We start from the raw sequence: 13,090 nt of genomic DNA, 5'->3' as shown, positions 1-13,090 counted from the left end.
CGACACTGGGTGCGCCATGACTGAGACAGCAACTGCCCCGACCGCGCCCCTGCGGGCCCGCGCCGAGATCGACCTGGCCGCCCTGCGCGCCAACGTGCGGACCCTGCGCGCCCTCGCGCCGGACGCTGCCCTCATGGCCGTGGTCAAGTCCGAGGCGTACGGCCACGGGGCCGTGCCGTGTGCCCGGGCCGCCGTCGAGGCGGGGGCCGACTGGCTGGGGACCGCCACGCCCGAGGAGGCGCTCGCGCTGCGGGCCGCCGGGCTGCCCGGACGCATCATGTGCTGGCTGTGGACGCCGGGCGGGCCCTGGCGGCAGGCCGTCGAGGCCGACATCGATGTGTCGGTGAGCGGGATGTGGGCCCTGGCGGAGGTCGTGGCGGCGGCCCGGGAGGCGGGCATCCCCGCGCGCGTGCAGCTCAAGGCCGACACCGGGCTCGGGCGGAACGGGTGTCAGCCCGGGGAGGACTGGGCCGAGCTGGTCGGGGCCGCCCTGCGGGCCGAGGCCGACGGGCTCGTCCGCATCACCGGGCTCTGGTCGCACTTCGCGTGCGCCGACGAACCGGGACATCCCTCCATCGCCCTCCAGCTCACCCGCTTCCGCGAGATGCTCGCGTACGCCGAGGAGCAGGGCGTGCGCCCCGAGGTGCGGCACATCGCCAACTCGGCCGCCACGCTCACCCTTCCCGAGACCCACTTCGACCTCGTGCGTACCGGGATCGCCCTGTACGGGATCTCGCCGAGTCCCGAGCTCGGCAGCCCCGCCGACTTCGGGCTGCGGCCGGTGATGACACTGTCGGCGTCCGTCGCGCTCGTGAAGCACGTTCCGGGGGGTCACGGCGTCAGTTACGGGCATCACTACATCACCCCCGGCGCAACCACCCTCGGACTCGTGCCCGTCGGGTACGCCGACGGCGTTCCGCGGCATGCCTCCGGGACCGGTCCGGTGCTGGTCGGCGGCAAGTGGCGGACCGTCGCGGGGCGGGTCGCGATGGACCAGTTCGTCGTCGACCTCGGCGGGGACGAGCCCGAGGCCGGTACCGAAGCCGTGCTCTTCGGACCCGGCGACCGCGGCGAGCCCACCGCCGAGGACTGGGCACAGGCCGCGGGCACCATCGCGTACGAAATTGTCACGCGGATCGGAACGCGCGTTCCTCGCGTCTACGTGAATGAGGAACAAAGCGGGTGACCGTCCGAGGGCGTCGCAACAGCAGCAGTAGTCCGGCGAAGAGGAGCGGTACGTGAGCGAGAGCAGTGCGGAGGCCGTCGCAGCCGTCGTCTCCGCCACGGGGGCGGCCGGGAACTGGCGCAGGGCGACCGGCATCGCGGGTGCCGCGATAGGCGTGGTCGCCGCGGGTGCGGCGGCCGGTGTCGCCATAGAGCGGATGACGGTCGGCCGCGGTATGCGGAAGAAGGCGCGGCTCGCGCTCGACTCGACCGGACCGTACGGGTCGCTGCGCGGCACGCCCGGCAAGGCGACGTCCGACGACGGCACCGAGCTGTACTACGAGGTCGACGACATCGATCCCGACGCCGTGCCGGCGCTCGGTCCGCGCCGCCGGCGGCTGTTCGGGCGGAAGGCGCCCGCTCCCGTCACCGTCGTCTTCAGCCACGGCTACTGCCTCAGCCAGGACTCCTGGCACTTCCAGCGCGCGGCCCTGCGCGGCGTCGTACGGACCGTGCACTGGGACCAGCGCAGCCACGGGCGGTCCGGGCGGGGCGTGCAGCAGGTGCAGGACGACGTGCCGGTCAGCATCGACCAGTTGGGGCGCGATCTGAAGGCCGTCATCGACGCCGCCGCGCCGGACGGGCCGATCGTGCTCGTCGGGCACTCCATGGGCGGGATGACGGTGATGGCACTGGCCGACCAGTATCCCGAGCTGATCCATGACCGGGTGGTCGCCGTCGCCTTCGTCGGCACGTCGTCCGGGAGGCTCGGCGAGGTCAACTTCGGGCTGCCGGTCGCGGGAGTGAATGCCGTACGGCGGGTGCTGCCCGGAGTGCTCAAGGCGCTGGGGCAGCAGGCCGCGCTGGTGGAGAAGGGGCGCCGGGCGACCGCCGACCTGTTCGCCGGGATCATCAAGCGGTACTCGTTCGCGTCGCGGGACGTCGACCCGGCCGTCGCGCGATTCGCCGAGCGGATGATCGAGGGCACGCCGATCGACGTGGTCGCCGAGTTCTACCCGGCGTTCACGGAGCACGACAAGACCGAGGCGCTCGACCACTTCACGGACCTGCCGGTGCTGGTGCTGGCCGGGATCGGTGACCTCGTCACGCCCAGTGAGCACAGCGAGGCCATCGCCGACCGGCTGCCGGACGCCGAGCTGGTGCTGGTTCCGGACGCCGGGCACCTGGTGATGCTGGAACACCCGGAAGTGGTCACCGACCGGCTGGCCGACCTCCTCACCCGTGCGGGTGCCGTGCCGGCAGGGGCTACCGTGGGTGGCTATGGAAGCACCAGCAGCACCGCACAACCCGGTTGAGACCCGGCTGACGGTCACCTCCCCCGAGCAGATGCAGGACCTGGGCCGCCGGCTGGCCAAGCTGCTGCGCGCCGGTGACCTCGTGATGCTCAACGGCGAGCTCGGCGCGGGCAAGACGACGCTCACGCGCGGGCTCGGCGAGGGCCTGGGCGTCCGGGGCGCGGTCACCTCGCCGACCTTCGTCATCGCCCGGGTGCACCCGTCCCTGGGCGACGGTCCGCCGCTCGTCCACGTGGACGCGTACCGGCTGGGCGGCGGGCTCGACGAGATGGAGGACCTCGACCTCGACGTCTCACTGTCCGACTCGGTGATCGTCGTGGAGTGGGGCGAGGGCAAGGTCGAGGAGCTGACCGACGACCGGCTGCACGTCGTCATCCACCGCGCCGTCGGAGATACGACGGACGAGGTGCGGCATGTGACCGTCACCGGTCTCGGCGCGCGCTGGGCGGCCGTGGACCTCAGCGTGCTGTCGGCCTGACTACTGACCGTTTCCGTGAACGTTCCGACAAGACGTCGGCAAGTTATTGCATTTGGTGTCTTGCGCGTGGTCACATGGTACCCAGTTCGTAGTTAGGTCTACCTAACTACGCCCGCCCCCGGGTCCTCAGGAGGCGTCCATGTCGGCCACCGAGAGCAACGAGCAGCAGAAGCAGCAGCCGTACGCCGTCGTAGCCGGCGTCTCCATGCGGGCACTGCTGGCGTCGTGTGCCGCGGCGAACGCGATCTCGACCCCGCCGCGGCTGCCGGACCCCGAGGTGTCCCGGCCACCTGCCCAGCACCGAGAAGCTGCGTAGAGAAGCTGCTCAGGGGAGCACGGCGATCTGCGCGCCGATCGTCGCGAACTCCCACAGTGCGATGCCGTCCTTGCGGGACTCCCGGATCCCGCCCGAGCGCACACCCGGGTCCGCTGCCGCCGGCGCATTGCCGACCGCCGCGCTGAACCCGACGGCCACACCGTCCACGCTGGTGAAGCGGACGACGTGCTCGATGGGGGTGCCGTCGGTGGCGACGACGGAATTCGAGCGGGACGTGACCCGGTAGACGCCGGGCGCCGGGGCGACATTGCCCGGGGTGACCGGGTAGCTGCGCGTGACCTTGTTGCGCGCGTCGACCAGCCAGACGCGCCCGGCGCGCACCGCGTAGACGACACGTTCGCCCGCGCCGGACGCGGCGGGCGGGACGCCCGGGTCCCGCTGGGCGCCGGGCGCCGGCGAGACGGCCGCCGTGGGCGAGGCGCTCGCCTGCGGCTTGGCGAAGCCGGCCGGGGCGGTCGCGTAGGACCGGTAGCCGAGGAAGCCGACCGCGGCCAGGGCGGCCGCGGTGAGCCCGAACACGAATCCGGAGCTACTCCTTGCCACCGTCGCCACCTGCCCCATTCGCCTCGTAAGTCGTGCTTTTCGGCGACCGTAGCAGCCGTCACCCGCCCGACCGGGGCGGCGATGGCCGCGCCGCAGGAGCCGTAGGCTGTTTGCGTGCTCTTGCTCGCTCTGGATACCGCAACCCCAGCCGTGACCGTCGCCCTGCACGACGGCACGGACGTCATCGCCTCGTCGAGCCAGGTGGACGCGCGCCGGCACGGAGAGCTGCTGCTGCCGGCCGTCGACCGGGTGCTCGCCGAGGCCGGGCTCAGGCTCGACGCCGTCACCGGCATCGTCGTGGGCATCGGGCCCGGCCCCTACACCGGACTGCGCGTCGGCCTGATGACCGCGGACACGTTCGGGCTCGCGCTCGGCGTCCCCGTGCACGGCGTGTGCACGCTGGACGGTCTGGCGTACGCCGCCGACATCGAGAAGGGCCCCTTCGTCGTGGCGACCGACGCCCGGCGCAAGGAGGTCTACTGGGCGACCTACGCCGACTCCCGCACCCGGCTGACCGACCCCGCCGTGGACCGTCCCGCCGACATCGCCGACCGGGTGGCCGGGCTGCCCGCCGTCGGCGCGGGCGCGCTGCTGTACCCGGACACCTTCCCGAAGGCGCACGAGCCGGAGCATGTGTCGGCCGCCGCGCTCGCGAGTCTGGCCGCCGAGCGGCTGGACAAGGGCGAGGAGCTTCCCGAGCCCCGGCCGCTGTATCTGCGCCGCCCGGACGCCCAGGTCCCCAAGAACTACAAGGTGGTCACCCCCAAGTGACCGAACCCGTGACCTGTCGACTGCGCGAGATGCGCTGGTGGGACATCGACCGTGTGCTCGCACTGGAGAAGGACCTCTTCCCCGAGGACGCCTGGTCCCGGGGCATGTTCTGGTCCGAACTGGCCCATGCCCGCGGACCCGAGGCGACCCGCCGCTATGTCGTCGCCGAGGACGGCGAGGGGCAGGTGGTCGGGTACGCGGGCCTCGCCGCCGCCGGCGACCTTGCCGACATCCAGACCATCGCCGTCGCCCGCGAGCAGTGGGGCACCGGGCTCGGCGGGCAGCTCCTCACCGAACTCCTGCGGGCCGCGACCGCCTTCGAGTGCGCCGAAGTCATGCTGGAGTGCCGCATCGACAACACCCGCGCGCAGAAGCTCTACGAGCGCTTCGGCTTCGAGGCCATCGGTTTCAGACGCGGCTACTACCAGCCGGGCAATGTGGACGCCCTGGTCATGCGACTGACCGACCCATCAACTTCCGTACAAGGAACCGAGATCCATGGCTGACTCACGCGACGAGCCTCTCGTACTGGGGATCGAGACCTCCTGCGACGAGACCGGCGTCGGCATCGTCCGCGGCACCACCCTGCTGGCCGACGCCGTCGCGTCCAGCGTCGACGAGCACGCCCGCTTCGGCGGCGTCGTCCCGGAGGTCGCCTCCCGGGCGCACCTGGAGGCGATGGTGCCGACGATCGACCGCGCGCTGAAGGAGGCGGGGGTGAGCGCGCGCGACCTGGACGGCATCGCGGTCACCGCCGGTCCGGGTCTGGCGGGCGCGCTGCTGGTCGGCGTATCGGCGGCGAAGGCGTATGCGTATGCGCTGGGCAAGCCGTTGTACGGCGTCAACCACCTCGCCTCGCACATCTGCGTGGACCAGCTGGAGCACGGGGCGCTGCCCGAGCCGACGATGGCGCTGCTGGTGTCCGGCGGGCACTCGTCCCTGCTGCTGTCGACGGACATCACCTCGGACGTACGGCCGCTCGGCTCGACCATCGACGACGCGGCCGGCGAGGCCTTCGACAAGATCGCGCGGGTGCTGAACCTCGGCTTCCCCGGCGGCCCGGTCATCGACCGGTACGCGCGCGAGGGCGACCCGTCGGCGATCGCGTTCCCGCGCGGCCTGACCGGCCCCCGCGACCCGGCGTACGACTTCTCCTTCTCCGGGCTGAAGACGGCCGTGGCCCGCTGGATCGAGGCCAAGCGGGCGGCGGGGGAGGAGGTGCCGGTGCGCGATGTGTCGGCCTCCTTCCAGGAGGCGGTCGTCGACGTGCTCACCCGGAAGGCCGTACGGGCCTGCAAGGACGAGGGCGTCGACCATCTGATGATCGGCGGCGGGGTCGCTGCGAACTCGCGGCTGCGGGCGCTGGCGCAGGAGCGGTGCGAGGCGGCGGGTATCCGACTCCGGGTGCCGCGGCCCAAGTTGTGCACCGACAACGGCGCGATGGTGGCGGCGCTCGGCGCGGAGCTGGTGGCCCGTAACCGGGCCGCGTCCGGCTGGGATCTCTCCGCGGACTCCTCGCTGCCGGTGACCGACCCGCATGTGCCGGGGCACCATCACGATCATGTGCACGAGGTCAGCAAGGAGAACCTCTACTCGTGACGGTCACGTTGATGTGGGAGGCGCGGGCCGCCGAGGGCCGGGGCGAGGAGTTGCTCGCCTGGGCGCGGGAACAGGAGCTGCCGGGGCAGCCGCTGCGACGGGAGGCCTTCCGGGCCCCGCAGGACCGCGTCCTCGTCATCACGTGGTGGGACGCGGCCTACGACGCCGAGCTGCCCGAACTGCCGGAACCGGCAGGGGAGTTGGTCATGCGGGCCGTGCACCGGTGGCGGTTCGAGTCCCTCGGGACGGACTGACGGTGGTGTACCGGAGCCCCGACGGCTCGTCGGGGCCGGGGGTCAGCCACAGGCGTCGGCCGTTCATCCGTTCCCAGCTGGCGCCCACCAGCGCCTTGCCGAGCCAGTCCAGCCCCAGGGCCAGGGGGACCACGACGATTCCGGTGTCCCTGATGACGAAGACGCACAGGGCCGGCAGCAGCAACAGCCCGAGCGTGCGGGGGGCGAGGACGGTGCGGAGGTGACGCCCGTCGGTGTCCGGCACCGGCGTCGCGGCCTCGAACTCCCGCATCTGGCCGACCCACTTGAGCCGGCTCGCCCGCACCAGCGTCGACAGTACGAGGAAGCCGAGCGCGGAGGTGACCAGCACCCCGACGGCTCCGCTCCGCACCGGCGGGCTCTGGCCCGTGGCGACCGCCGCCGCCCAGCCGCCGGCCACGCCGGCGAGTATCAACGCCGCGGCCGACAACTCGTGATGCACGTACCGGACCATGGTCCCTCCCCCAAGTCCGAGGCGCGGGGGTCAGTCCGCCCTCGAGATCTCCGTCTCGCACAGCAGCCGTCGGTCGGTGCCGAGCACCCGCACCCGGCCGGTGAGACTCAGCCGGGCCGTGTGCCGTGTCTCCGCGCTGGATCCTCCCAACCGTAGTTCCAGAGCGCCCGGTTCAACCACCCGTGTTTGTGAGCGGTCCGTGAAGGCCGACAGGTCCGCATGGAAGCGGAACGTGACGCGGTAAGCCTCTGAGGGCTCCAACTCCAGCCGCCGGTAACCGATCAGGCGTACGTCCGGCCGGGTCACCGACGCCACCGGGTCGTGCAGATACAGCTGGACGACCTCCGCGCCCGCGCGGTCGCCCGTGTTGCGGACGGTGACGTGGACGTCGTAGGAGCCGTCCGTCCCGATCTCGGCGCCCTCGGACTCCGATTCCCAGGCGAAGGTCGTGTACGAGCGGCCGTGGCCGAAGGCGTACAGCGGGGTCGGGTCGAGGTTGCTGACCTCGCCCGCCAGGCCCAGGGGTGGCTGCAGATAGGTCCACGGCTGGCCGCCCGGGACCCGCGGGACGCTCACCGGGAGGCGGCCCGACGGGTTGATGCGGCCCGACAGCACGCCCGCCACCGCCGGGCCGCCCTCCTCCCCTGGGAAGAAGGCCTGTACGACGGCGCCCAGCCGGCCGTGCCAGCGGCCCAGTGCGTAGGGGCGGCCGGTGAGGAGCACCAGCACCACCGGGACGCCGGTCGATACGAGCGCGTCGAGCAAGTCGGCCTGCATACCCGGGAGTTGGAGGTCGGTTACGTCGCAGCCCTCGCCCGAAGTGCCCCGCCCGAACAGGCCCGCCCGGTCGCCGAGCACCGCCACGCACACGTCCGCCTCCGACGCCCGTGCCACCGCCTCCTCGAAGCCGCCGGTGTCGGGGTCGTCGACCCCGCAGCCCTCCGCGAACGTCACCTTGGCGTCCGGGAGTTCGGCGCGCAGGGACTCCAGCACCGTCGGGATCCCGATGCCCATCGGGACCTCGGGGTGGTGGGTCAGCACATGGGACGGGAAGGAGTAGCAGCCCAGCATGGCCAGGGCGTCGGCGGCGCGCGGGCCGACGACCGCGATACGGGTGTCGGGGGCCAGGGGGAGGACGCCGTCCGGGTTGTCCAGCAGGACCACCGACCGTTCGGCCAGGCGGCGGGCGAGCGCGCGGTTCGACGCCGAGTCCAGATCGATCCGCTCGGCGGGCTCCGGGTTCCAGTCCTCGTCGAGCAGGCCCGACTCGCATTTCTGGAACAGGACTCGGCGGGCCGCCCGGTCGATCAGGGCCTCGGGGATCTCGCCCGCGCGTACCGCCTCGATCAGCGGTTTGCCGTAGCACTTCAGGGTGGGGAGCTCGACGTCGAGGCCCGCCGCGAGTGCCGCGTGGGCCGCCTCCGCCTCGGTGCCGGCGACCCGGTGCTGGGTCTGCAGGAAGCCCACGCCGAAGTAGTCGGCGACCACCGTGCCGGTGAAGCCCCACTCCTCGCGCAGGAGCTCGGTCAGCAGGCCCGGGTCCGCCGAGGCCGGGACGCCGTCCGTGTCCGTGTACGCGGCCATCACCGAGCGGGCGCCGGCCTCGCGCAGCGCCATCTCGAAGGGCGGCAGCGTGATGTCCGCGAATTCACGCACGCCCGCCCGCACGGGCGCGAGGTTCCGGGCGCCCGCCGAGGACGCGTACCCCGCGAAATGCTTGAGCGTGGAGACGATCCCGGCCGACTCCAGGCCCCGCACATATGCGCTGCCGATCGTGCCGACCAGGTACGGGTCCTCGCCGATGGTCTCCTCGACCCGTCCCCAGCGCGGATCCCGTACGACGTCCAGGACGGGCGCGAGCCCCTGGTGCACGCCCACCGAGCGCAGATCGCGGCCGATCGCCTCCGCCATCTCCTCGACCAGCCCGGGGTCGAAGCTCGCGCCCCAGGCGAGCGGCACCGGGTAGGCGGTGGCCTGCCAGGTCGTGAAACCGGCCAGGCACTCCTCGTGCGCGAGGGCCGGGATGCCGAAGCGGCCCGCCGCCGCGATACGGCGCTGGGCGCGGGCCAGTGCCTGCGCGCCCAGCGCCGGGTCCACGGGGGCGGTGCCGAAGGGGCGGGTGAGCTGGCCCAGGCCATGGGTGATCAGCTGATCCCAGTCGTAGTCGGAGCTCATCTCCCGCTGCAGCGGGGCGACTCCGTCGCCGTCGGTGTCGGCGCCCACCCACACGCCGTAGAGCTGGGCGGTCTTCTCCTCCAGAGTCATCCGGGAGAGCAGGTCGTCGACACGGGCGGCGGCGGGCAGGGCGGGGTCACGCCAGGGGGCGGTGGTCATGAAACTCCTGCTCTTGTCGAGTGGGTGTGGCCCTCTCACGAACGCTGGAAAGCTCTGTGCGGCGAATGTTTCGTTATGTATATCGAATGTTCCGGGAACCTAGGGCGGTCCGGAGGCTTCGTCAAGAGGTCGTGCAGGGATACGATCGCCGCCATGACACCCCCGGAGCCCGTTGAAACCCGGACGGCAGGCCCGGCGGCAGGCCGGTCCGCGCAGACCGCGACGCTCGCCGAGATCGCCCGTGAGGCCGGCGTGTCGGCGCCGACTGTTTCGAAGGTCCTCAATGGCCGTGCCGATGTGGCCCCGGCCACCCGCAGCCGCGTCGAGGAACTGCTGCGCGCCCACGGCTACCGGCGCAGGCGCGCCGAGGCCAGCCGCTCGCCCCTGATCGACCTGGTCTTCCACGAGCTGGAGAGCGCGTGGGCGATGGAGGTCATCCGGGGCGTGGAGAACGTGGCCCGGGACGCCGGGCTGAGCGTGGTGCTGAGCGAGAGCGCCGGGCGGCTGACGCCGGGGCGGACCTGGGCGGACCAGGTCGCCGCCCGGCGCCCGCACGGCGTGATCCTCGTCCTGTCCGGTCTCGACGAGTCCCAGCGGGCGCTGCTGACCAGCCGCTCCATCCCGTTCGTGGTGATGGACCCGGCGGGCGACCCGGGCGTGGACGTCCCGTCGATCGGTGCCACCAACTGGCAGGGCGGCCTCGCCGCCACCCGGCATCTCGTCGAACTCGGCCACACCCGCATCGGCGCCATCACGGGACCGTCCCGCATGATGTGCAGCCGCGCCCGCGTCGACGGCTACCGGGCCGCGCTGGAGACCGCCGGGCTGCCGGTCGACCCGGCGCTGATCGCGACCGGGGACTTCCACCACGAGGCCGGCTACCGGCAGGGCCTTCAGCTGCTGCGCCGCCCGGACCGTCCCACCGCCGTCTTCGCCCTCAATGACCTCCAGGCGCTCGGCCTGTACGAGGCCGCGCGCGAACTGGGCCTGCGCATCCCCGAGGACCTGAGCGTGGTCGGCTTCGACGATCTGCCGATCGCACGCTGGGTGGGGCCGCCGCTGACCTCCGTACGGCAGCCGCTGACGGAGATGGCGGAGGCGGCGGCCAAGCTGGTGCTCGACCTGGGGCGCGAGGACCGGGCCCCGGTCGCGACCCGGGTGGAGCTGGCGACCAGCCTGGTGGTGCGCAGCAGCACGGCGCCGCCACCGGCGTGACGCGGGTGGCCGGAAGTTGACGTATTGACGGGTGGTGCGGGCACCTCCACACTCCTCCGAAGCCAATCGGTTGTACGACCGAAACTTTCGGAGGCACCCGCGATGAGATCTCTGAGAACAGGCTCATCCCTGGCGGCACTCGTCACCGGCGCCGCGCTGCTGTTCACGGCGCCCGCGGCGCACGCCGCCGACACCCCGCTGCGCGACCTCGCCGCCGCCAAGGGCAAGGTCATCGGCACGGCGGTGACCGGCTCCAAGCTCACCGGGACGTACGGCGACATAGCCGGGGCGCAGTTCAACTCGCTGACCCCCGGCAACGCGATGAAGTGGGGCACGGTCGAGCCCACCCAGGGCAGCTTCAACTGGACCGAGGCCGACCAGATCGTCGCCTTCGCCCAGGCCCACAACCAGCAGGTGCGCGGCCACACCCTGGTCTGGCACAACCAGAACCCCAGCTGGCTGACCAACGGCACCTGGACCTCCGCCCAGCTCAGCAGCCTCCTCCAGAACCACATCGGCACCGAGGTCGGCCGCTACAAGGGAAAGATCACCGCCTGGGACGTGGTCAACGAACCCTTCAACGAGGACGGCACCTACCGCTCCACCCTCTGGTACAACGGCCTCGGCGCCGACTACATCCCCAACGCCCTGACCTGGGCACACGCCGCCGACCCGGCCGCCAAGCTGTACATCAACGACTACAACGTCGAGGGCGTCAACGCGAAGTCGACCGCCCTGTACAACCTGGTGAAGGACCTCAAGAGCCGGGGCGTCCCGATCGACGGCGTCGGCCTGCAGGCGCATCTGATCCTCGGTCAGGTCCCGTCGTCGTTGCAGCAGAACATCCAGCGTTTCGCCGACCTCGGCGTCGATGTCTCGGTCACCGAGCTGGACGTGCGCATGGCGCTCCCGTCGGACAGCACGAAACTCGCCCAGCAGGCCGCCGACTACAAGTCGGTGCTGAACGCCTGCGTGGCGGTCACCCGGTGCGCAGGCGTCACCGTCTGGGGCTTCACCGACTCCGACTCCTGGGTGCCGGGCACGTTCCCGGGGTACGGGGCGGCGACGCCGTACGACGAGAACTACGCGCCGAAACCGGCGTACTACGCGATCGCGGAGGCCCTCGGCGGTACGACGACCACGCCACCCACCGGTGCCTGCACGGCGACGTACAGCGTGACCAGCCAGTGGAACACCGGGTTCACGGGCCAGGTGACGATCGGCTGCTCGGGGGCCTCGCTGTCGTCCTGGAAGGCGAGCTGGACGTTCGGCGCGGGCCAGCAGATCACCCAGGCCTGGAACGCTACCTGCAGTCAGTCGGGTACGGCGGTGACGTGCACGAACGCCTCCTACAACGGCTCGGTGCCGGACGGCGGTTCGGTGACCTTCGGGTTCAACGCGTCCTGGAGCGGAAGCAATCCGGCGCCGACGGTGACGCTGGGCTGAGTGTGAGAATTTCCGAAGAAAAACGTCTCACGCCTCCGTCACTAACAATCCCCTAATAATTCGGATTTACGTTCCTGCTCGTGACGGGACACGACGAGAGCGGAGACGCGGGCAGACCCAAGGGCCGGCGGTCGACCGTACTGAAGATCGCCGGCCTCACCATGGCGGGCCTGCTGGTGCTGGGCGCGGGTGCGGCGGGCTGGGCGTACTGGCATCTCAACAGCAACATCAAGAGCGTCGACATCAACAATGCGCTCGGCGACGACCGTCCGGCGAAGGCGATGATCACGCCCTCGGCGTCCGCGTCGGCCTCCCCCCTGCCCAGCGGCTCCCTGAACATCCTGGTGCTGGGCTCGGACTCGCGCAGTGGCAAGGAGAACAAGGAGCTCGGCGGGGGCAGCAGTTCCGGCGCCCGGTCCGACACGGCGATGGTCGTGCACATCGACGCGGGCCGGAAGAAGGCCACCGTCGTGAGCATCCCGCGCGACACGCTCGTCACGCGTCCGTCCTGCCCGCTGAAGTCCGGCGGGTCGACGGCGGTGGCGTACAACGCGATGTTCAACAGCGCGTACTCGGTGGGCGGCGCGGTCTGCGCCGTGAAGACGGTCGAGTCGATCACCAACGTCCGTATGGACCACTACATCGAGATCGACTTCTCGGGCTTCGCGAAGCTGGTGAACGCGCTGGGCGGCGTCACCGTGACCACCGACCAGGACATCGACGACGACGACAGCCATCTGCACCTCAAGGCGGGCACCCACACCCTGAACGGCAAGCAGGCCCTGGCCCTCGCCCGCACCCGGCACGGCATAGGCGACGGCAGCGACCTCGGCCGCATAGGGCTGCAGCAGAAGCTGGTGAAGGCCCTGCTGGAACGGATCTCCTCGACCAGCCTGTTCACCGACCCCGGCAAGCTGTACACGGTGGCCGAGGCGGTGACCAGCAGTCTGACCACCGACACCGGCCTGGACTCGCTGAGCGAGCTGGTGAGCCTCGGCGAGAGCCTGAAGGGACTGTCGGCGGACCGGGTGAAGACCGTGATGATGCCGGTGGTGACCGCGCCCTCGGACCCCAACCGGGTGGTGGCCAAGGAACCGGCGGCGAGCAGGCTGTGGGAATCCCTGCGCTGAAAGTGAGCCGGTGATTACAACCATCGGGCGC

The 13,090-nt window shown here is 71.6% G+C and carries 14 protein-coding genes; 11 read left to right on the top strand and 3 right to left on the bottom strand.

What is annotated here, in order from left to right; genetic code table 11:
* Window positions 1-16: 16 nt before the first annotated feature.
* The 4 genes from alr (at window position 17) to P2Q00_RS27270 (ending at window position 3,274) form a co-directional block, all read left to right on the top strand.
* Window positions 17-1,186 (top strand): alanine racemase, encoded by a 1,170-nt coding sequence (gene alr, locus P2Q00_RS27285; RefSeq protein ID WP_275775478.1) that lies wholly within the window; start codon window positions 17-19, stop codon window positions 1,184-1,186.
* Window positions 1,187-1,238: 52 nt separating this feature from the next.
* Window positions 1,239-2,480 (top strand): alpha/beta fold hydrolase, encoded by a 1,242-nt coding sequence (locus P2Q00_RS27280; RefSeq protein ID WP_275775476.1) that lies wholly within the window; start codon window positions 1,239-1,241, stop codon window positions 2,478-2,480.
* Entirely contained in the window at window positions 2,446-2,958 is a 513-nt protein-coding gene (tsaE, locus tag P2Q00_RS27275) for a tRNA (adenosine(37)-N6)-threonylcarbamoyltransferase complex ATPase subunit type 1 TsaE (protein WP_275775474.1), read from the top strand. Before P2Q00_RS27280 ends, tsaE begins: the two co-directional genes overlap by 35 nt.
* A gap of 139 nt (window positions 2,959-3,097) precedes the next feature.
* On the top strand, window positions 3,098-3,274 hold the full coding sequence (locus P2Q00_RS27270) for a hypothetical protein (protein ID WP_275775473.1): 177 nt from the start codon (window positions 3,098-3,100) through the stop codon (window positions 3,272-3,274).
* Window positions 3,275-3,283: 9 nt separating this feature from the next.
* On the opposite strand, the gene P2Q00_RS27265 is transcribed toward P2Q00_RS27270, so the two are convergent.
* Entirely contained in the window at window positions 3,284-3,838 is a 555-nt protein-coding gene (locus P2Q00_RS27265; RefSeq protein WP_275775472.1) for a hypothetical protein, read from the bottom strand.
* Between the two features lie 114 nt (window positions 3,839-3,952).
* Here P2Q00_RS27265 and tsaB point away from each other — a divergent pair, with 114 nt between their 5' ends.
* Genes tsaB through P2Q00_RS27245 form a run of 4 tightly spaced genes read left to right on the top strand, consistent with a single transcriptional unit; the run spans window position 3,953 to window position 6,462 of the window.
* Window positions 3,953-4,609 (top strand): tRNA (adenosine(37)-N6)-threonylcarbamoyltransferase complex dimerization subunit type 1 TsaB, encoded by a 657-nt coding sequence (gene tsaB, locus P2Q00_RS27260; protein WP_275775470.1) that lies wholly within the window; start codon window positions 3,953-3,955, stop codon window positions 4,607-4,609.
* Entirely contained in the window at window positions 4,606-5,115 is a 510-nt protein-coding gene (gene rimI / locus P2Q00_RS27255) for a ribosomal protein S18-alanine N-acetyltransferase (RefSeq protein WP_275775469.1), read from the top strand. The genes tsaB and rimI overlap by 4 nt, the downstream gene beginning before the upstream one ends.
* Window positions 5,108-6,208, top strand: a complete 1,101-nt coding sequence (tsaD, locus tag P2Q00_RS27250; RefSeq protein ID WP_275775468.1) for a tRNA (adenosine(37)-N6)-threonylcarbamoyltransferase complex transferase subunit TsaD — start codon at window positions 5,108-5,110, stop codon at window positions 6,206-6,208. Before rimI ends, tsaD begins: the two co-directional genes overlap by 8 nt.
* The gene (locus P2Q00_RS27245) at window positions 6,205-6,462 is read left to right on the top strand and encodes a hypothetical protein (RefSeq protein ID WP_275775467.1); all 258 of its coding nucleotides are present in this window, start codon (window positions 6,205-6,207) and stop codon (window positions 6,460-6,462) included. The genes tsaD and P2Q00_RS27245 overlap by 4 nt, the downstream gene beginning before the upstream one ends.
* Here the strand turns inward: P2Q00_RS27245 and P2Q00_RS27240 are convergent.
* Complete coding sequence (locus P2Q00_RS27240) at window positions 6,413-6,934, bottom strand: hypothetical protein (protein ID WP_275775465.1); 522 nt, start codon at window positions 6,932-6,934, stop codon at window positions 6,413-6,415. The genes P2Q00_RS27245 and P2Q00_RS27240 overlap by 50 nt on opposite strands.
* A 30-nt stretch (window positions 6,935-6,964) precedes the next feature.
* On the bottom strand, window positions 6,965-9,268 hold the full coding sequence (locus P2Q00_RS27235) for a beta-xylosidase/alpha-l-arabinosidase (protein ID WP_275775463.1): 2,304 nt from the start codon (window positions 9,266-9,268) through the stop codon (window positions 6,965-6,967).
* 153 nt (window positions 9,269-9,421) lie between these two features.
* Here P2Q00_RS27235 and P2Q00_RS27230 point away from each other — a divergent pair, with 153 nt between their 5' ends.
* The 3 genes from P2Q00_RS27230 to P2Q00_RS27220 all read left to right on the top strand — a co-directional run bounded on the left by P2Q00_RS27230 (window position 9,422) and on the right by P2Q00_RS27220 (window position 13,059).
* A complete protein-coding gene (locus P2Q00_RS27230) occupies window positions 9,422-10,483 on the top strand; it encodes a LacI family DNA-binding transcriptional regulator (protein WP_275775462.1) in 1,062 nt (353 codons plus the stop codon).
* A gap of 102 nt (window positions 10,484-10,585) precedes the next feature.
* On the top strand, window positions 10,586-11,929 hold the full coding sequence (locus tag P2Q00_RS27225; protein ID WP_275775461.1) for an endo-1,4-beta-xylanase: 1,344 nt from the start codon (window positions 10,586-10,588) through the stop codon (window positions 11,927-11,929).
* Between the two features lie 80 nt (window positions 11,930-12,009).
* Window positions 12,010-13,059, top strand: coding sequence for an LCP family protein (locus P2Q00_RS27220; RefSeq protein ID WP_275775459.1), 1,050 nt, complete (start codon window positions 12,010-12,012; stop codon window positions 13,057-13,059).
* The last annotated feature ends 31 nt before the right edge of the window (window positions 13,060-13,090 follow it).

Origin of the sequence: Streptomyces coacervatus (genome assembly GCF_029223485.1) — a bacterium.
Taxonomy (GTDB): domain Bacteria; phylum Actinomycetota; class Actinomycetes; order Streptomycetales; family Streptomycetaceae; genus Streptomyces; species Streptomyces coacervatus.
The sequence above is the reverse complement of the archived record's forward strand: the minus strand, read 5'-3'. Positions and strand labels throughout refer to the sequence as shown.

Coding starts and splice junctions, on each gene's coding strand:
- alr (WP_275775478.1), top strand. CDS start 17: ATGACTGAGACAGCAACTGCCCCGACCGCGCCCCTGCGGGCCCGCGCC.
- tsaE (WP_275775474.1), top strand. CDS start 2,446: ATGGAAGCACCAGCAGCACCGCACAACCCGGTTGAGACCCGGCTGACG.
- P2Q00_RS27270 (WP_275775473.1), top strand. CDS start 3,098: ATGTCGGCCACCGAGAGCAACGAGCAGCAGAAGCAGCAGCCGTACGCC.
- tsaD (WP_275775468.1), top strand. CDS start 5,108: ATGGCTGACTCACGCGACGAGCCTCTCGTACTGGGGATCGAGACCTCC.
- P2Q00_RS27240 (WP_275775465.1), bottom strand. CDS start 6,934: ATGGTCCGGTACGTGCATCACGAGTTGTCGGCCGCGGCGTTGATACTC.
- P2Q00_RS27235 (WP_275775463.1), bottom strand. CDS start 9,268: ATGACCACCGCCCCCTGGCGTGACCCCGCCCTGCCCGCCGCCGCCCGT.
- P2Q00_RS27230 (WP_275775462.1), top strand. CDS start 9,422: ATGACACCCCCGGAGCCCGTTGAAACCCGGACGGCAGGCCCGGCGGCA.
- P2Q00_RS27225 (WP_275775461.1), top strand. CDS start 10,586: ATGAGATCTCTGAGAACAGGCTCATCCCTGGCGGCACTCGTCACCGGC.